Source organism: Micromonospora sp. KC723 (assembly GCF_004348595.1).
GTDB lineage: Bacteria > Actinomycetota > Actinomycetes > Mycobacteriales > Micromonosporaceae > Micromonospora.
The window spans coordinates 43,496-61,933 of record NZ_SMKD01000005.1 but is presented as its reverse complement, the minus strand read 5'-3'; the positions used below and the strand labels follow the sequence as shown (position 1 = coordinate 61,933).

At 73.3% G+C, this 18,438-nt stretch carries 13 protein-coding genes, 1 pseudogene and 1 riboswitch; of the genes and pseudogenes, 9 read left to right on the top strand and 5 right to left on the bottom strand.

The features are described 5' to 3' along the window. Window positions 1–63: 63 nt before the first annotated feature. The gene (locus E1165_RS02725) at window positions 64–1,302 is read right to left on the bottom strand and encodes a glycosyltransferase (RefSeq protein ID WP_243704560.1); all 1,239 of its coding nucleotides are present in this window, start codon (window positions 1,300–1,302) and stop codon (window positions 64–66) included. A gap of 278 nt (window positions 1,303–1,580) precedes the next feature. Between E1165_RS02725 and E1165_RS02720 the strand changes: the two genes are divergently transcribed. The 4 genes from E1165_RS02720 to E1165_RS02705 all read left to right on the top strand — a co-directional run bounded on the left by E1165_RS02720 (window position 1,581) and on the right by E1165_RS02705 (window position 5,871). Then, entirely contained in the window at window positions 1,581–2,834 is a 1,254-nt protein-coding gene (locus E1165_RS02720) for an acyltransferase (protein ID WP_243704559.1), read from the top strand. A 157-nt stretch (window positions 2,835–2,991) separates the two neighbouring features. Next, window positions 2,992–3,435, top strand: coding sequence for a hypothetical protein (locus E1165_RS02715; protein WP_132387322.1), 444 nt, complete (start codon window positions 2,992–2,994; stop codon window positions 3,433–3,435). 144 nt (window positions 3,436–3,579) lie between these two features. Continuing rightward, window positions 3,580–4,335 (top strand): hypothetical protein, encoded by a 756-nt coding sequence (locus E1165_RS02710; protein WP_243704558.1) that lies wholly within the window; start codon window positions 3,580–3,582, stop codon window positions 4,333–4,335. A 320-nt stretch (window positions 4,336–4,655) separates the two neighbouring features. Next, window positions 4,656–4,797: riboswitch (cyclic di-AMP (ydaO/yuaA leader) on the top strand. Between the two features lie 213 nt (window positions 4,798–5,010). After that, window positions 5,011–5,871, top strand: a complete 861-nt coding sequence (locus E1165_RS02705) for a C39 family peptidase (RefSeq protein WP_207916507.1) — start codon at window positions 5,011–5,013, stop codon at window positions 5,869–5,871. Between the two features lie 120 nt (window positions 5,872–5,991). Here E1165_RS02705 and E1165_RS02700 read toward each other — a convergent pair whose 3' ends face one another. The 4 genes from E1165_RS02700 to E1165_RS02685 all read right to left on the bottom strand — a co-directional run bounded on the left by E1165_RS02700 (window position 5,992) and on the right by E1165_RS02685 (window position 11,076). Further along, window positions 5,992–7,707 carry a CDP-glycerol glycerophosphotransferase family protein gene (locus E1165_RS02700; protein WP_132387316.1) on the bottom strand — a complete coding sequence of 572 codons (1,716 nt, stop codon included), beginning with the start codon at window positions 7,705–7,707 and terminating at the stop codon, window positions 5,992–5,994. 29 nt (window positions 7,708–7,736) lie between these two features. Then, window positions 7,737–9,239, bottom strand: coding sequence for a bifunctional cytidylyltransferase/SDR family oxidoreductase (locus E1165_RS02695; RefSeq protein ID WP_132387314.1), 1,503 nt, complete (start codon window positions 9,237–9,239; stop codon window positions 7,737–7,739). A gap of 132 nt (window positions 9,240–9,371) precedes the next feature. Then, the gene (locus E1165_RS02690; RefSeq protein WP_132387312.1) at window positions 9,372–10,190 is read right to left on the bottom strand and encodes an ABC transporter ATP-binding protein; all 819 of its coding nucleotides are present in this window, start codon (window positions 10,188–10,190) and stop codon (window positions 9,372–9,374) included. Beyond that, window positions 10,183–11,076 carry an ABC transporter permease gene (locus tag E1165_RS02685; RefSeq protein WP_132387310.1) on the bottom strand — a complete coding sequence of 298 codons (894 nt, stop codon included), beginning with the start codon at window positions 11,074–11,076 and terminating at the stop codon, window positions 10,183–10,185. The genes E1165_RS02690 and E1165_RS02685 overlap by 8 nt, the downstream gene beginning before the upstream one ends. A 216-nt stretch (window positions 11,077–11,292) precedes the next feature. Here E1165_RS02685 and E1165_RS02680 point away from each other — a divergent pair, with 216 nt between their 5' ends. From E1165_RS02680 to E1165_RS02660, 5 genes and pseudogenes are all read left to right on the top strand, one after another. Further along, window positions 11,293–11,892, top strand: coding sequence for a TetR/AcrR family transcriptional regulator (locus tag E1165_RS02680; protein WP_132387363.1), 600 nt, complete (start codon window positions 11,293–11,295; stop codon window positions 11,890–11,892). 153 nt (window positions 11,893–12,045) lie between these two features. Further along, window positions 12,046–14,130, top strand: a complete 2,085-nt coding sequence (locus E1165_RS02675) for a DUF6077 domain-containing protein (RefSeq protein WP_132387308.1) — start codon at window positions 12,046–12,048, stop codon at window positions 14,128–14,130. Between the two features lie 237 nt (window positions 14,131–14,367). Next, window positions 14,368–16,131 (top strand): CDP-glycerol glycerophosphotransferase family protein, encoded by a 1,764-nt coding sequence (locus E1165_RS02670; RefSeq protein WP_207916505.1) that lies wholly within the window; start codon window positions 14,368–14,370, stop codon window positions 16,129–16,131. Between the two features lie 243 nt (window positions 16,132–16,374). Then, window positions 16,375–17,031, top strand: coding sequence for a response regulator transcription factor (locus E1165_RS02665; RefSeq protein ID WP_132387306.1), 657 nt, complete (start codon window positions 16,375–16,377; stop codon window positions 17,029–17,031). A gap of 9 nt (window positions 17,032–17,040) precedes the next feature. Beyond that, window positions 17,041–18,399, top strand: a pseudogene (locus E1165_RS02660) (sensor histidine kinase); the annotation flags it as partial. Window positions 18,400–18,438: the final 39 nt, after the last annotated feature.

Here is an 18,438-nt window from a genome sequence, read left to right as displayed (position 1 = left end):
CCCGACCCGGCCGTGCCGGGCGGCCGGTCCGGCTCGGGAGACCGGAACCACCGACCAGGACCCTCACGGAGTGCCCTGCCCCGCCAGCACGTCCGGCTGTGCCGACCCGTCCGTCCGCGCGGGTGCGGCCTGGGCCGACCCGTGCGTCCCTGCCGGTCCGGCCTGGGCCGACCCGTCCGCCCGTACCGGTCCGGACGGTGCCGGGTCGTCCACCGCGGCGGCCCGGCCCGGCCCGGCCGGCGCGGTCGCGAGCTCGGCGGTGGTGGGCGGGGCGGCGGGCTGCCGCACCCGGCCCGCCATCCGGTGGGCGCGCCGCAACGCCGCGTACGCGAGGTAGCTGTCCCGGCCGACCAGCCGGTGCTTGATCCCGGCCACGCCGCCCGGGCGGGGGTAGCCGCTCGCCGGAAGGTGGCGCCGGTACTGCTCGGCCACCCGGCGGAAGAAGGCGCGCCGCAGGTGCGGGTGCAGCCGGTCGTCGTTGCCGACCACCACGAGCATGTGGTTCACCATCAGCCCGAACAGCTCGGCGTGCAGCCGGTCGTCCGGGTACCGCCGCCGTACCCAGTCCAGCAGCCGGTCGTACTGGTCGAAGGCGTCGAAGTGGCGGCCGCTGCGGGTGGAGGTGATCGCGCCCTGCCGGCCCTGGCGGTAGTGGTAGCAGACCCGGTCCAGCACGCAGATCCGCTCCGCGCCGATCAGCAGCGGATGGCTGAACGGGATGTCCTCGTACCAGCCGGGATGGAAGCGCAACTCCAACTCGTCCAGGAAGGTTCGGCGGACCACCTTGTTCCACGCGGTGTGCTGCACGCGCAGCAGCTGCGGCCGGTCGGCCAGCCGCACCACGTCCGGCGTACCGCGCAGCAGCGGGCTGCTGGCGTCGGTCTCGTGCCGGCCGTCCTCGTGCACCCGCAGGTGGTCGACGATCATGACGTCCGGGCGGTGCGCCCGCAGGCGTGCCAGTACCGCCGGGATGGTGCCCGGCGGCAGCCAGTCGTCGCTGTCGACGAACCAGACGTAGTCACCGGTGGCCACGTCCAGCCCGGCGTTGCGGGCCGGACCCAGACCGACGTTGACGTCCAGGTGGACGGTGCGGACGCCCGGGTGGGCCGCCGCGTACTCCCGCAGCAGCTCACCGCACCGGTCCGGCGAGGCGTCGTCGACGGCGACGATCTCCACCGCGCCCGCGTCGGCGGCGGGGACGTCCTCGCGGATCGAATCGAGGCACTGGTGCAGGTACGCCTCCACCCCGTGGACCGGGACGACGACGCTCAGCAGCGGGGTGGGCGCGGACTGGTTGACCACCCGGCCACCCTCGGGCATCCGGGTGGCCAGGCACGGAACCTGACGTATCCGGCAAAGATGGGGTGGTTGAACAGCTTGTGAGCACAGGGTTAACAGGTGGCCACTGCCGGTGCCTCCGCAGGTGAGGTGTCGCCGCCGGCCCCTCGTGGTTGGCCGCGTACCGGAGAGGTGTCCGACCTGCGGTGAGCGGGTAGGGTGCCCGGCGGCGGTCCTCACCGGGGCCGTGGTGGGACGTCGCCCCGGGCCGTGGCGACGACGCGGCCGAGGAGGGGACGTACGTGGTGTCGATCCGTGCCGGGGCAGGGCGGTCCGACCCGACCACCCCCTCGGCGAGCCGACTGCCCTCGCTGACCGGGCTGCGCTGGGTGGCCGCGATGCTGGTCTTCGGCTACCACGCCGGCACCATGCGGATCGTCGGCGACCCGGACGCCAAGGCGGTCGTCGACGGGATCTTCACCCTCGGCCTGTCCGGGGTGCAGTTCTTCTTCATCCTCAGCGGCTTCGTGCTGGTGTGGTCGGCCCGCGACGGCGAGCGGCGGCGCGACTTCTGGCGGCGGCGGCTGGCCAAGATCTACCCGAACCACGTGCTGACCTGGGCGGCGGCGCTGGCGGTGATGTGGTGGTTCGCCGACCCGGTGGTGCCCCGCGCGGCCCTGGAGAACCTGCTCCTGGTCCAGGCCTGGGATCCCACCCCCGGCTACTTCTACAGCATCAACACGGTGAGCTGGTCGCTCTCCTGCGAGCTGTTCTTCTACCTCTGCCTGCCGTTGGTGCTACCGGCGGTGCGCCGTGCCCGCACCGCTCTGCTCTGGTCGGTGGTGGTGGCGGTGCCACTGGTGATCGTGGCGCTCTGGCCGGGTCAGCTCCTGGTTCCCGACGAGAGCACCTGGTGGTTCACCCAGATCTTCCCGCTGGTCCGCTCGACCGAGTTCTGGCTGGGCGTGGTCGCCGCCGAGCTGATGCGCCGGGGCCGGTGGCGCGGTCCACGGCTGCCCCTGGCCAGCCTCGTCTTCGTGGCCACCTGGGTGGTGGCGGGCCTGTGGGTCCGCGCCGAGCTGTGGGCGGCGGTCCTGTCCGTGGCGTACCTCCTGGTGATCACCGCGGCGGCGGACGCGGACGTGCGCGGACGCCGCTCGCCGTGGCGCCACCGCCGACTGGTCTGGCTCGGTGAGGTCTCCTTCGCCTTCTACCTGGTGCACGTGCTGGTGATGGTCACCGTGCTGCGGGCCGTCGGTCAGCTCGGGGTCGGCCTGCCGGGCTGGTCGGGGCCGCTGGTGGTGCTCGGCTTCCTGGCGGTGAACCTACTGTTCGCCGCCATGCTGCACCGCTGGGTGGAGATCCCGATGATGCGCCGCCTGGCCCCCCGCCGCCGTCCACCCGTGCGCGCGGACCCGAGCGGTGCGTCGGCGGCGACTGGTGCGCCGACCCCCGCCGAGGCCGGCGATCGGCCGGCGTCGGGCGACGCCCCCGTGCCGGTCACCCGTCGGGCCGCCACCTCGTCGTCGCGGTCCACCGCCGGCCACCCCGGCTGACCGTCCACCGTGCCCCGAACGGCCCACCGACGGGCCACGGTCCCCGGGCGGACGCCGCACGGTGGTACGGCGACGTACGGGCGGCCCTGACTCCGACGTGACCGTGCGACACGCCGTCAGCGCTGCGTCCTGAGTGGTTCGGCGGTAGCGTGGAACCGTGCCTGCGGTCGCGTTCACCAATCCTCTGTGGTGGGTGACGCGCTGGGCGTGCCGGCTGCTGACCAGTTTCGCCGTTGCGGTCGCGCTCTCCCTTGGCGGCACCGTGGTGCCTGACGGCGTGACGTTCCCGCCCGGGCCGGCGCCCGTCGCTCCACCGCTGTTCACCGGTCCACCGGTCCCCGTCGGGTCCGCCCTGGCGGTGGCCCCGCCCGGCCCCGCGTGGTCGCCGACCGCCGCCGCGCCGACCGCCGCCGTGGTGCCCGGCGGGGAGGCCGCCGCCCGGCACCACGCCGCCAGCGAGATCCCGCCGGCCGCGCCGCTGCCGGTCGGTCCGGCGGTCGCGATGCCCGACGCTCCGGCCGCCACCGGCACCGGGGAACTCCCCGGCCGGGCCGGGGCGACGCCGGCCGCCTCCGGTCCGCGCGCGCCGCCCGTCGCCTGACCGCCACGCGACCACCCGCGACACGCCCTCTCGATCCCACCCCCGCGTCCGCCCGAGCGCCCCGGCCAGCCCGACGGCCGGCGAGTAGCGCTCGGCGAGGTGCGGTTCCCCTGATCCGCGTCCCGCTCCCGGGAGGTGCCGACCGTGAACGCCGTCCTCTACCAATTCCTGATCGAGGTACCGACCGCCGCCGCCATCTGGTCGGTCCTGCTGGTCCTCGCCCTCACCCTGCTCACCGTGCTGGTGGCCCGACCCGAGCGGGAGGACCCGCTCGACGAGGACGCCGCCCCGACCGACGATCCCGCCGTCGAAGCGGCGGACCTGCGCCGGTACGCCGGGGAGGTCGCCGTGGCCGCCGCCCACGCCGCCCGGACCGCCCCGCGGTGGCGGGACGCGTGGCTGGCCGCCCAGGAGGAGGTGGACCGCGCCTGGACGGCGTACGACGAGGCGGAGACGGCCGCCCGTCGGTTCGTCGGCGCCGGGGCGCTGCCGACCCCGCGTACCCCCCGCACGCCGGCCGAGTACGCCGCGCGGGAGCGCTGGCTGCACCGGGCCGTCGTGGCGGCGCACTGGCGCGGCGAGTTGCCGGTGCAGCGGCTGCGGGACGTCTTCGCCCACCGCGACGGCTGGGATCCCCGGCGGCACCCCGTCGAGCAGGAGGTGCGGCTGGCCCGCGCCGTGCGCGACAGCCGGCGGGAGGCATACCTGGCGGCGGCCGACCGGGAACGCGCGGCCTGGCGGGACGCCGAACGGGCAGCCGAGGCGGCCCGCGCCCTCGCTGTCGAGGCGTACGCGGCGGCGCAGCGACTGCGGCCGGACCGGGTGCCCGCCCGGTCCCGGGCCGCGACCGCACCCCGTACCGCCGCCGCGACCCGATGGCGACCGGCCCGGGTCGGGTGAGCCGGGTCGATCGGGTGGGCGGCGCGCCGGAATCGTTATCCGAACACGGTGAGCCCGGTCACGTCGTCGCGGAAACGGGCAGCCGGTGACAGGCGGTGACATCGACCACGGCGATGCGCGGCATTGTCGCCTCCGGTGTCCGGTTGTTGTCCCCTCATGCCTGGAAAGTCAGTCGTCCCATTGAGTCACGTCAGTGCCGAACTGCACCGGAAACTGTCCCGGCAGATGACGTTTACGCAGCTCAGGAGGCTTGGCGTGGGGTGCCACTGCCAGTAGTGTCACCCCGGTCCGGCGCGGTTTCCGATCGCAGAAGGCGACGCCGCGCCGACCCGCCGAATCGTGGCTCACACGAACCGGGGACCCAAGCAAGTCTGGGGTGAATCCGTGGGCCCGGACCCGCGGTAGGGCGATCTTCCCGCCCGAATCCGTCAGCTAACCCGGTAGGCGGTGTCGGAAGGAGTTCCATCCCCGTGCCCCACATCCCTCACCTGCGCTCCACCTCGGTACCGGGGTGCACCCGCCGGTAGGCCGCGCCGTCGCGTCCTGACCCCGGCATCCGCCCCGACGCCCGGCCACCGCCCGGGCGCTCCCCCCGCCGAGCGGCCCGTCCCTCCGTTTCGCGCGTGACGCCTTCCGCCACGCGCCGATCCGGCGTGCCGCTCCGGCCCTCGTACCGTGGAGGAACACGTGAAGCACCACCTCAGGCGGCAGTTGCGGCGCCTGGCCACCGAGCGTCCGTACCAGGTCGTCGTGGGCTCCGCCGCCGCGCTCCTGCTGGCGACCGGCACCGGCGTGCTGGTCGCCGGCGCCGACGAGTCGCCCGCCCGTCAGCAGACTCCGGCCGCCCTCGTCGAGGCGGCTCCGCGCCTGGCCGACGTGGCCAGCCGGAACCAGGCCCGTGTGGCCGTCAGCACCCCGGCCGCCAGCCCGTCGCCCTCGGCGAGCCCCACCCCGTCGCCCACCGCCACGCCCTCGACCAAGCGCAGGGCGGCCGACCCCGACCTGACCCGGACGGCGGCTCCCAAGCCCCCGGCGTCGAAGATCCTGGACTACGACTACCAGGCCCAGGTCACCTACTACTACTGCGGCCCCGCGGCGGTGCGCCACGCGCTCAGCGCGGCCGGCATCGACCGGACCCAGGACGGGCTGGCCGGCGCGCTGGGCACCACCGAGATGGGCACCAACTCGGCCCTGGACACCACCCGGGTGCTCAACCAGTTCGTCAAGGGCAACCCGTACCGGACCCGGATGTTCCCGGGCACCCCGAACGCGGCGCAGGTCGCCCAGCTCCGGGCCGACGTGGTCGCGGCGATCACCGCCCGGCGGGGGGTCGTCGCCAACGTGGCCGGTGACGCCACCGACACCGCCGGTGGCTGGCACTCCTTCCCGGGTGGCCACTACATCGCCGTGATCGGGTACCGGGACAGCGGCCGGCTGGTCCGGATCGCCGACTCGGCCGACCCGAGCCTGCCGGAGTACTGGATCACCACGGCCGACCTGGCGAACTGGATCGCCACCCGCGGCTACTCCGCCTGATCCGCCCCGCGCCACGGGCGCCGGTCCTCGGTCGAGGACCGGCGCCCGTCGCGGTGTCGGGGAGCAGGTGTGCGGCAGCGGGCCCGCTCGGGCCGGCCGGTGGCCGGCGTGCTCCTCCGCTCAGGCGGTGGGGGTCAGGGGTGCGGCATCCCGCCTCGCCGGGGCCGCGGCGCGCGGCGACGGTGGCCTACCGCCCGGCTCCAGCTCACGCCGGGCCGCGTCCAGGAACCCGTCGGCGTACGAGGCGGCCGGGAAGTCGCCGAGGTAGCGGCGGCGCGTCTCCCACCGGGCCGGGGCCAGTGGGTCGGTGTCCAACAACCGGGTCAGCACGTCGTCGACGTTGGACATGTCGCGCCGCAGCACGTAGCCCGATGCCGCCAGGGGGAACCGGGCGACGAAGTCGTCGCCGTCGACACCCATGTCGGTCACCGCGTACGGCTTGCCGGAGTAGAGAAAGTCGGAGATCACCCCGGACACGTCCGAGACGAGCGCGTCGGCCCGGTTGACGCAGTCGGTCAGGGTCAGTTCGCGGCTGGCCGCCGCGCCCCACAGGTGCCCCCGCGCGGTGCGGGCCCGGTCGGCGGCGAGCAGCTCCGTCAACCGGGCGAGGTGCCGCGCCGACGCCGGGTTCTGCGTGGTGTAGGGGTGGGCCCGCAGGATCACCGTGGCGCCCCGGTCGAGCAGCCGGCGTAGCAGCGTCTCGGCCACCGGCAGGGAGCAGTAGTTCGCGTCGGCGTGGTGCCCCGTCCAGGTCGGCGTGTAGAGCACGGTCGGGTTGGGCAGGCCGAGGGCCGGTTCGGGGCGTACCTCGATCGACTCGACCTGGGGGCGACCGACCACGACGAACTTCTCCGCGGGGATCTCCACGCCGGCCCGGGCGTACCGCTCGATGGCGGCCGGACCGGCCACGAAGATCCGGTCGAAGATCGCCGAGACCGGGTTGGCGCTGGGGGCCTTGTCGCTGTCACCGTGGTGCAACTGCACGTGGGTGAGCTGGGTGAACCGGACGCAGTGGCTGTTCTTAGCGCCGTGGTTGACGTAGAACGCCACCCGCAGGCTCGGCACCAGCGCCTGGTCCATGGCCTTCAGGGTGGGGCAGTAGACCACCGGCGCGGAGGTGGCCGCGGCGATGGTGGGCAGGAACTCCGGCTCCCGCAGCAGCACCAGGAACGGCCGGCCCAACCGCTGCAGGTACGGCAGCCACATGGTGACCTGGTACTCGGACCCGGGCGGGGCGGAGAAGTAGAGCAGGAACTCCGGCTGGTGCGCCCGCAGCGCCCGGGCCACCGGCCCGCCCCCGGCTCTCGGCCGGAACCTCCGTCGGGCCAGGTCGAGGCCGACCGCCCCGCAGGCCCCGGCCACCAGGAGGGCGGCGGCCAGCGCGACCACGGCGGGCAGGGGGCCGGCGGCGGCGACCGCGACCACCACGAGCAGGGCCAGCAGCGTCGCGTCGAGCCGGGCGGCGACCAGCGGGGTCCAGGTACGCACCGGCAGGTTCGCCGCCCGGATCTCCAGGTTGCCGGCGTCGCGCAGGGGGCCGACCAGCAGCACCAGCCCGAGCAGCACCAGCCCGGCCAGCGCCAACACCGGGTCGAAGCCGCCGTCGAGCCGGCGCGCGTACCCGCCCAGGATCGCGGCGGCGAGCAGCGCCGTCTCGGCGGTGATGTCCGCGTTCGAACGGACCCGGCGTTCCGCCGCGGCGGCGGCCAGCGCGGCCACCGCCAGCGCCAGACCCCACCCGGTGGCGCCGGTGAGCGCCACCACCAGGAACGCGACCACGGCCAGGCCGGTGGTCAGGCACCGCGCGATCAGTTTTCTGACCAGGTCACCACGCATGTCGATCGCCCGCCTCGGAGGTACGTGGGTCAGCCGGCGTTGGCGAGCCGGTCGGCGTCGGCGGCGGTCGGCTGGGCCGGCACCGCGGCCGGCTCACCCGGCGCCCGGCGTACGTCGATCACCTGGCCGGTGAGGTCGGAGATCAGCACGTCCAGCGACGACCGGGCCACCGCCTCGGCGGCGAGCAGGGTGTGCTCGGGCTCCTCCCCGAACGCCTTGGTGCGCATCGGGGTGGCGGTGCGCTCCGGGTTGATGCAGTTGACCCGTACGCCGAACTCGGCCCACTCGTCGGACAGCGCCTGCGTCAGGTTGACCAGGGCGGCCTTGGTGGCGGAGTAGAGCGCGTACTTGGCCCGCCCGCGGGTGTAGGAGCTGGAGGTGTAGAGCAGCAGTTGCCCCTTGGTCTGCTGCAGGTACGGCAGGGACTGTCGGGCCACGATGACCGGCCCGACGAAGTTGACCTGGAGCACCCGGTCCATGGTCTCCTCGTCCAGGTCGGTCAGGGCGCCCTTCTCCAGGATGCCGGCGGTGACCACCACGTGGTCGATGCGGCCGGTGGTCTCGAACGCGGTCTTCAGCGCGGCCTGCACGTCCTCGGCCCGCTCGACGTGGGTGCCGGTGCTGGAACGGCTGAACGGGAAGACCTGGGCGCCGTACCGGCGGGCCAGTTCGGCCAGGTCGTGGCCGATGCCGTAGCTGCCGCCGAAGACGACGACCGTACGGCCGGTCAGCTCCTCGGTGTAGCTGCGGTGGTCGGTCAGCCGGGGGGCCTGGGCGGCGGCGAGCTGGAAGAGCTTGTCGGCCAGGTGCACGTCGACCGGGTGGGTGACCTTGATGTTCTCGTCCGAGCCGTCGATCACCTTGATCGGCGTGCCGGGCAGGTACCGCAGCACCACACCGCAGTCGTCGGTGGCCGCGAAGTGCGGGTCGCCCTCGGCCCGCCGGTACGCCTCGCGGATCGTCCCGGAGCGGAACGCCTGCGGGGTCTGGCCGCGACGCAGGGTGGAGCGGACCGGGATGTCGGTGATGCAGTCGTTCTCGTCGACCTGGATGATCGTGTCGGCCGACGGGATCGCCACGTCGACCGCGGAGTACGTCCAGAGCGCGTTGACGCACTCGCGGACGATCCGGGCGCTGACCAGTGGCCGGACGGCGTCGTGGAAGAGGATGTTGACGTCGCCCTCGCCCACCGCGTCCAGCGCGATCCGGGTGGTGGCGTTGCGGGTGTCGCCGCCCTCGATCACCTTGCTGACCTTGCGGAAGCCGGCCTTGTCGACGATCTGCTGGGCCTGCTCGACGTGGCCGGTGGCCATCAGCACGATGATCTCGTCGATCTCCGGCGCGGCCTCGAAGACGGCCAGGGTGTGTTCGATGATCGGCTTACCGGCGATCTTCAGCAGTTGCTTGGGGATGCCCAGGCCGAGCCGGGTCCCGGTGCCGCCGGCCAGCACCACCGCCACCGTCCGCGAGGGCCGCCACGGCGCCGGGGTCTCCGGTGCGGCGTCCGGGCCAGTGGTGTGGTCCTGCGTCATTGCCGATCCTCACTCTCAGGGGGAGCTGAACGAAAGATGGCGCCCGAGTGGCGACGGGTTGAACCTTAACGCGCGGACCGCGCCGCCCCAACGGGGCGACGCGGTCTCCGGTGCGGTGTCGTGGGATAGATTCTACTTTTTGTTGGAGAACGCCTCGTATGCCCGGATGACCTCGTCGGTGGGTCCGTCCATCCGGATGAGCCCCGACTCCAGCCAGATCGTCCGTTCGCAGGTGTCCCGCACCGAGGAGAGCTGGTGGCTGACCAGGAACACCGTGCCGGCGCTCTCCCGCAGCTCGCGGACCCGCTGTTCGCTGCGCTTGCGGAAGCCCTTGTCGCCGGTGGCGAGCGCCTCGTCGATCAGCAGCACGTCGTGTTTCTTCGCCGCGGCGATGGAGAAACGCAGCCGGGCCGCCATGCCGGAGGAGTACGTCCGCATCGGCAGGCTGGCGAAGTCGCCCCGCTCGTTGATCCCGGAGAACTCGATGATCTCCGGAGTCATCCGGACCACGTCGTCCGGGTGCATGCCCATGGCCAGGCAACCGAGCGCGACGTTCCGCTCCCCGGACAGGTCGTTGAGCAGGGCGGCGTTCACGCCGAGCAGGGAGGGCTGGCCCTGCGTGTAGACCGCGCCCCGGTTGACCGGCAGCAGGCCGGCGATGGCCCGCAGGATGGTCGACTTACCGGAGCCGTTGCTGCCGATCAGCCCGATCGCCTCGCCCCGGTACGCGGTGAAGGTGACCCCCTTGACCGCGTGGACCTCCTGGATGTTCGGCGCGGAGGTGCGCTTGACCAGCCGGCGCAGCGCGGCCACCGGGGTGGTGCCGCCGCCGGCGCCCTTGTGTACCCGGTAGATCACGTGCGCGTCGTCCACCACCACGGTCGGGATGCGCTCGCCGACCCGGGGAAGGGTGATGGTCGCGTCGTTCGACGCCTCGAGGTGCTCAACCACGGCCGTACTCCTGTTCGCCGCGCCAGAAGTAGACGAAGCCACCGATCCCGGCCACCACCGCCCATGCCGCTGCGACCAGCCAGAGCTGGGTCAGCGACTCGTTGAGCAGCGGCGCCTGCTCCAGCAGCGCGTGCCGGGCCAGCTCGATGTAGACCAGCATGGGGTTGTACTGGATGAGCGTGGCCGCCCACTCCGGCAGCCGCTTGAACAGCGAGACGCTGTACAGCACGCCGGAGCCGTACATCCAGGTGCGCATGATGAACGGCATCAGCTGCTTCAGGTCGCTGGACTTGGACCCCATCCGGGCCACCACCATCACGACCCCGGCGTTGAACACCGCCTGCAACAGCAGCGCCGGCACCATCAGCAGCCACTCCGGGGTGATCGGCTCACCGGTCACCAGCACGATGCCGACCAGCACGACCATCGAGGCCAGCAACTGCTGGAACTGGGTGAGTGTGGCGGCCACCGGCAGGCAGGCCCGGGGGAAGTGCAGCGCCCGGATCAGTCCCAGGTTGCTGCTGATCGACTGGGTGCCGGCCAGTACCGCGCTCTGGGTGAAGTTGAAGATGAACAGCCCGGTGGTCAGGTACGCGATGAAGTTCGGGATCTCCTTCTGCGCCAGCACCACGCCGAAGATCAGGTAGTAGACGGCGGCGTTGGTCAGCGGGGTCAGCACCTGCCAGATCTGACCCAGCTTCGCGTTGCTGTACGAGGCGACGAGCTTGGCGTTGGCGTACGCGGCGATGAAGTGCCGGTAGGCCCACAGCCGGCGGCTGTATTCGGCCAGGGAGGGGCGCTCACCGGCGACCCGTAGTCCGTGCCGGGCGGCCAGCTGCGCCTGGGTCAGGCCCGTTACGGGGTCGACCAGCGCGGTGTCGGCCATGAAAGGGCGCTCCGATCTTTCGTGCCAAAGGGATGCGCGCGACGATGGAATCTTAGTGGGAGCTCGATGCGGAGGGCCGCCTCGTCGCTGGGTGGACGGTAGTGCAAAACACGTCGGGACGCAACCGTAGCGTCGTTGCGCTAACCTGGCCTGCGTGACAGCTGCGGAGACTCCCCGATGACCAGCGAGAAGAGACGTGTGCCGGCCGGCGCCGCGGTGCTCCGCGGCGACATCACCAGAGCCATCCGGCGGGCGCTGATGCACGAACTCGCCGCGGTCGGCTACGGCCGGCTCTCCATCGAGGCGGTCGCCCGCCGCGCCGGGGTCGGCAAGACCGCGATCTACCGGCGGTGGAGCTCCAAGCTCGACCTCGTCCTGGAGACCGTGGTCGCCGCCGCCGGCAACAAGCTTCCCGCGCTGGACACCGGCACCCTCCGCGGCGACCTGTCCCTGCTGTTCCAGGTGGTGGCGCACGCGCTGAGCCACCCGCTCGCCTCGCAGATCATCCCCGACCTGCTGGCCGAGGCGGCCCGCAACCCGACCATCGACGAGACCCTGCAACAGGTGCTCCGCGCCCAGCAGCAGGAGATCGGCGGACGGCTGATCGCCCGCGCGGTGGATCGTGGGGAGCTGCCAGCCGACACCGACCTCGACGCCGCGGTGGACCTGATCGCCGGCCCGCTGTACTGGCGGCTCGCCATCGCGCGGACCCCGCTGACCGACACGTATCTCGACACCCTGGTGGAGGCTGTCACCGCAGCGCTGACCGCCGACGCGGCGGTGCCCCGGCAGCGCGACGGGTCGGTTCCCGGATGACGGCCACCCCGCCACGACACCCCTGGTACACCCGCCGGACATCTCCGCCGGGCGATTGCGGCTAGTCTCTTGCCAGACCGGAGCTGAGTGGGCCGCCCGCCGCCCGCCGCCCGTCTCCTCGCGCACCTTGCCCGTACGACGACAGGACGACCCGTGTCGAACGCCGACCACGTTGCCGTCGCGCCGCGCCCCGGCGCCGCCGACACCGCCACCGAACGACCGCCGTCACCCCCCGGCGGCCTGCTGCGTGCCCTCACCGCCGCGGCGCCCGCCGTCATCACCGACGCCGGGGTGCTGGGCTTCGCCCTCTGGACGGTGCTCTACCACGCGGCCTTCCTGTTCGCCCTGCGTCCGTCGGTCACCTTCCTGATCTGGGTGGCCGGCGGCGTCCTGCTCGCCGGCTGGTGGTCGGTGCGCGCCTGGCGGCGGTGGTCCACGCCCCGCCCGGCGGCCGGTCCGACCGTCCCGGACGCCACCCCCGCCACCGGCTACCCGCGTCGCCTGCTGCTCGCGGTGGTGGCGGCCGGCCTGGTCGCCGCGGTCACCGCCGGCCTGGCCAACACCCCGGCCGGCGACGCGATCTCCTGGTGGATCCCGGCCGCCGCCGGCGCGGTCGCCGCCGTCGGGGTCATGCTGATGACCCGCCGCGCCTGGCTCGCCGGTCCCGCGCCCGCCGCGCCCGCGCCCACCGTCCCGCAGTCCGCGTACGCGCTGCTCGTCTCCGTCGGCGTGGCGATCTCCTCGCTCCTCATCGCCCGGAACACCCCGGACGACGTCTACTACGTCGGCAAGTCGACCTGGGTGGCCGAGCGCGACATCGTGCCGCTCAACGACTTCCTGTTCAGCGAGAACGTCCTCCCGGCGATGGGGTCGCAGCCGCCCACCCCGTCGATCGAGGTGTTCACCGGTGCGCTCGGCCACGTCCTGGGCATCCACGGCGCCTCCGCCACCTGGTACCTCGCGCTGCCGGTGATGGCGGTGCTCGCCATCCTCGCCCTGTGGCGGCTGACCCATCGTTGGGCCCCGCGCCGGCCGGTGTTGGCGTTCAGCGTCGCCGTGGCGTACCTCTACCTCGTGGCCGGTGCGGACGCCGCGCTCGGCACCTTCCACCTGCCCCGGCTGTACGAGGGCAAGGGCATGTTCGTCTCGGCGGTCATCCCGCTGATGTGGCTCTACCTCACCGAGTGGTTCGACACCCGCAGCCGCCGCTCGCTGCTGATGGTGTTCGCGCTGTCGGTCACCGCCACCGGCCTCACCACCACCTCGGCGATCATCCTGCCGCTGCTGGTCGGGGCGGCCGGTCTGGCCATGCTGCTGGTCGGCCGGGTCAGGGACGCCGTCATCGGTGGGCTGGCCGCCGTCGCGTACCCGGTCGGGGCGATCGTGGTGTCCCGGCTGGTGCTGGGCGGGATGAACGCCACCGGCGCGGACGACGCCTTCTTCGACGCCGAGTACACCTACCGGCGCACCCTGATGATCGGCATCGTCGGCGTGATCAGCGGGCTCGCCCTGTGGTTCGGCCCGCTGCTGGCCCGCCGCCGCACCCCGGCGCTGCTCGCGGCCGGCGCCACGCTGACCATGAGCGTGCTGCTGATCCCCGGGGTGCTGGAGGCACTCGGCGCGGCCAGCGGGATCTCCGTCGTGCTCTGGCGGGTGCCCTGGCTGCTCGCCCTGCCCACGCTGATCGGTCTGCTCTGCACGGTGGACGTGCCGTCGGCGACCCGGGCGTTGCGGGTCGCGGTCGGTCCGGTGGTGGCCGTGGCGATGGTCGCCTCGTTCGCGATCTGGGCGACCCCGATGTGGTCGCCGGTGAGCTGGGTCGAGACCCACGACCGGCCGACCTGGAAGCTGCCCCAGCAGCGGCAGCGGATCGCCTTCTGGATCTCCGAGCAGGACCGGCCGGCCGGGCTCCTCCTCGCCCCCTCGGTGATCATGCGGACCTCGCTGATCGTCACCAGCCGCGTCCGGGTCGTCCTGCCCCGCGACTTCTACCTGGTCGAGTACGACCGCAACTCCGACTTCGCCAAGGACCGGCTGCTGCTGGCCCGGTTCGCCGACGGCCGGCAGCAGCCGTCCAAGGCCGAGGTCGAAGCCGCCGTGCAGCGGGTCGGTGTGGGCACGATCTGCGTCTACCACAGCAACCAGTACGCCCGGGACATGGCGGTCGACCTGGGCTTCCAGGAGTTCGCCGCGCGCCGGGGCCCGGGGGCCATGACCTGCTACGGCCGCAGCGGTTGAGCACCGGGCCGGGGTGGTGACGCCGCCGGCGTGACGGGGGACCTCCTGCGGACGGCCGGAACTGTGACCATTGTGGGAGTCGTGTACCCGAAGGACGACCGGGCGTCTCCTCGCGTTAAGGTCGCAGTCACCGTCGGACCGGTTGGCCCGGTCGTCGCACCGTGAGCGTCGCCTCGCCCGGTGACGTCAGCGATCGTCAGGCTACGCCCGTCATCGATCTCGTAGGGAGCGTACTCGTTGTTCGGCTCGTTGACTGGACGCATCGGCACCGCCGCCCGTGGCGCGCTGCTGGTGCTGTCCTATCTGGTCATGCTCGTCGCGGGCACCTTCGGCTGGGTTCCCGTCTTCGCCGTGGCCGGACTGGCCGCCGTCGTCGGTGAGTACGCCCTCACCCGATGGTCGCCGCCGTCGGACGTCCTGCTGGAGAAGGTCGGCCTCAACCTCGGGTACCGGCAGCTCAGCCGGGACCTGGCCAGCGTCCTGCTGGTGGCCGCCACGGTGCCGCTCACCGGGGTCGAGCTGACCTGGCTGCTGCTCCTGCCGGCCGCGGTCTGGGTGATCGCCGTGTTCGCCGGGGCGCTGAACACGATGATCGACCGGCGGAACCCGGTCTCCGCGCTGGTGCGCAACATCGAGCTGGGCGCGGTCCGGTCCGCGCCGCGCCCACCGCGGTGGGCGTCGGAGAACGCCGGCGTCCGGATGGCCGTGCTGAACGTGGTGCTCATCCCGGCCGCCGTGATGGCCGCCGTGCGGGGCGACGCCGCCCCCGTGCTGGCGGCGGGCGCGGCGGCGGCCGTCGCGGCGGCGGTGATCGGCGCGATCATCGTGCTGACCTGGCTGCGGGGCCGGGGCAGCGGCACCGGCAAGGACCAACTGCTCGCCCAGCTCCAGCGCTGGATCGACAGCTACCGTCCCGAGGTGGCGCTCTACTTCGCCGGCCCGGCCAAGGACGTCTACCAGGCCAACATGTGGCTCGCCCCGACGGAGGCGCTGGACCAGCGCGGCATCGTGCTGATGCGCAGCAAGGAGGCGTTCCTCGAGCTGGCCGACACCCGGCTGCCGGTGGTCTGCGTACCGGCCGGGGTGGACTTCATGAACCTGGAACTGGGCACCGTGCGCGCCGCCCTGTACGCCGCCAACGTCGGGGCGAACATCCACATGCTGCGCGAGCCGGGTATGAAGCACGTCTTCGTCGGCCACGGCGACAGCGACAAGCAGGCCAGTGTCAACCCGTACAGCAAGGTGTACGACGAGGTCTGGGTCGCCGGCCTGGCGGGCCGCGAGCGCTACGCGCGTGCCGGGGTCGGCGTACGCGACGAGGACATCGTCGAGATCGGCCGCCCGCAGCTCGCCGGCGTGGCCACCTTCGGCGCGGAGTCGACGCAGCGGCCCTTCACCGTGCTCTACGCCCCCACCTGGGAGGGGTGGCTGGACGACGACCCGTACCACACCTCGCTGGTGCTGATGGGGGAGCGGATCGTCAAGGGCCTGCTGGCCACCTCGCCCGCGGTCCGGCTGATCTACAAGCCGCACCCGTTGACCGGCTCCCGGTCCAAGGCGGCCAAGGCCGTGCACGAGCGGCTCGTGGCGCTGATCCGGGCGGCCGGCGGGGACACCGACGCGACCACGCTGGACGGACCCGGCCACCGGGTGGTCACCGGGCGGGTGCCGGCGCTGTTCGACTGCTTCAACCAGACCGACCTGCTGATCAGCGACGTCTCCAGCGTCGTCTCCGACTTCGTGCAGAGCCAGCGGCCGTATGTGGTGGCCAACCCGAGCGGCCTGCCGGAGGACGAGTTCCGCCGCACCTTCCCGACCTCGCGGGCGGCGTACCTGCTCTCGGTGGACTGCGGCGAACTGGAGAAGATCCTGGCGCTGACCCGGGCCGGCGACGACCCGATGACCGAGGCGCGGCGGGAGTTGAAGACGTACCTGCTCGGTCCGGCCGAGGCGAACCCGATGGAGCGGTTCCAGGAGGAGATCGCCCGGCTCTGCCGCTGACCGTACCGCCGCGCGGGGCCCGGGACGACACGTTCGTCCCGGGCCCCAGTCGCACCAGTCCGCTCGCGGCCGTCGGCCGGCCCAGTCCCCGGGCGGCACCAGCTCGTCGCGTTCCGGCAGCCCACGGCCCGCCCCGGCGCCCGGGCCGGGCCACCCGATCCTGGCCTGCGGGCCGGGGCTCCCACGGCGAGCGTGCTTCTGCCACCATTCGCAGGTCATCCGTACGACGAATGGGGGTCACCGGTGCGCATCCTGCTGGTCGAGGACGACCGACGGGTGGCCGCCGCCCTGTCCTCGGCGCTGACCCGGCGCGGATACCAGGTCGAGCACGCCGCCACGGTCGCCGCCGCCCTCTCCGCCGCCCCCTGCGACCTGGTGCTGCTGGACCTGACCCTGCCCGACGGCGACGGCACCGACGTCTGCCGGGAGCTGCGCCGCCGCAGCAGCCAGCTGGGCATCATCGCGGTGACCGCCCGGGGTGAGGAGCGGGACCGGGTGCTCGGGTTGCGGCTCGGCGCCGACGACTACGTGGTGAAGCCGTTCTCGATGGTGGAGCTCCAGGCCCGGATCGAGGCGGTGCTGCGGCGGGCCGCGCACGCCGCGCCGGCGCGGGACCTGATCGAGGTCGGGGCGCTGCGCGTCGACGTGGCCGCCCGTACCGTCACCGTCGACGGCCGGGCGGTGGCACTGACCCGTAAGGAGTTCGACATCCTGCTCTCCCTGGCCCGCCAGCCGGGCGTCGCGGTGCCCCGGGACCGGATCCTGCTGGACGCCTGGGGGACGACCTGGGCCGACCGGCACACCGTGGAGGTGCACGTCGGCTCGCTGCGCGGCAAGCTCGGCGACCCCCGCCTGGTGGAGACGGTGCGCGGGGTCGGCTACCGGCTCCGCGGCGAGTGAGGGGCGCCGGTGCGTCGACGACTGGTCATCAGCTACCTGCTGCTGATGGTGCTGGTGCTGGTGGCGCTGGAGACGCCGCTGGCCGCCACCCTCGCCTCCCGGGAGACCGACCGGGTCCGCGCCGACCGGCTCGCCGACGCGACCCGGTTCGCCTCGCTGGCGGGGCCGGCGTTGCGCGGCAACGTGCCGGGGCCGCTCGGCGGTGAGCTCGTCGCCTACGACGAGCTGTACGGCATCGGCGCGGCGGTGGTCGACCGGGACGGCCGGACCGTGGTGGTGTCGCCCGACTGGCGGGACGACCCGCGGACAACGGCGGCGCTGGACAGCGCCCTGGCCGGCCAGCAGTTCAGCGCCCCGGAGGCGGTCTGGCCCTGGGTCGACGGTCCGCTGGTGGTGGCGGTGCCGATCAACGACGGCGGCGAGGTGCTCGGCGCGGTGGTCACCGCCACCCCGGCGGACGAGGTCCGGCGTACCGTCACCGCCTGGTGGCTGCTGCTGGCCGGGATCGGGCTGCTCGCCGTGCTGGCCTGCGTCTCCACCGCCTTCGGGCTGGCCGGCTGGGTGCTGCGCCCGGTGACCGAGCTGGACGCGGTCACCCACGAGATCGCCGAGGGGGACCGGGGCGCGCGGGTGCAGCACCGGCTCGGCCCACCCGAGCTGCGCCGTCTCGCGGCCAGCTTCAACAACATGGCCGACGTGGTCTCCGACGTGATGGACCGGCAGCGCGCCTTCGTGGCGCACGCCAGTCACCAGTTGCGCAACCCACTGACCGCGCTGCGGCTGCGGGTCGAGGAGTTGGGGTCGAGCCTCACCGACCCGGACGGCCTGGCCGAGCACCGACTGGCGCTGGAGGAGACCGACCGGTTGGCCCTGGTGCTCGACGCGCTGCTCACCCTGGCCCGCGCGGAGCGGGAGGAGAACCAGCGGATCACCGTCGACGCGGCGGAACTGGCCGCCTTCCGCGTCGCGGCGTGGGAGCCGCTGGCCCGGCACCGGTCGGTGACGCTGCGGCTGGCCGCCGACGGCCCGGCGTACGCCCGGACCGTCCCGACCGCCGTCGACCAGGCTCTCGACGCGCTGATCGACAACGCGGTCAAGTTTAGCGGGGAGCGGGGCGTGGTGACCGTGACCGTCCGGCACGTCGATGGCGGAATCCTCCTCCAGGTCTCCGACACCGGCCCGGGAATGACCCCGGATCAGCTCGAACAGGCCACCGAGCGGTTCTGGCGGGCGCCGGACGCGCAGAACGTCGAGGGCGCGGGGCTGGGCCTGACCATCGTCGCGGTGCTGGTCGACGCCTCCGACGGCCGGCTCACCATGCGTCCGGGAGACCGGTGCGGCCTGGTCGCCGAGGTGTGGTTTCCGGCCCCCTGGGACGGCGGGGCGGCCACCGGGCAGGCCGGGGAC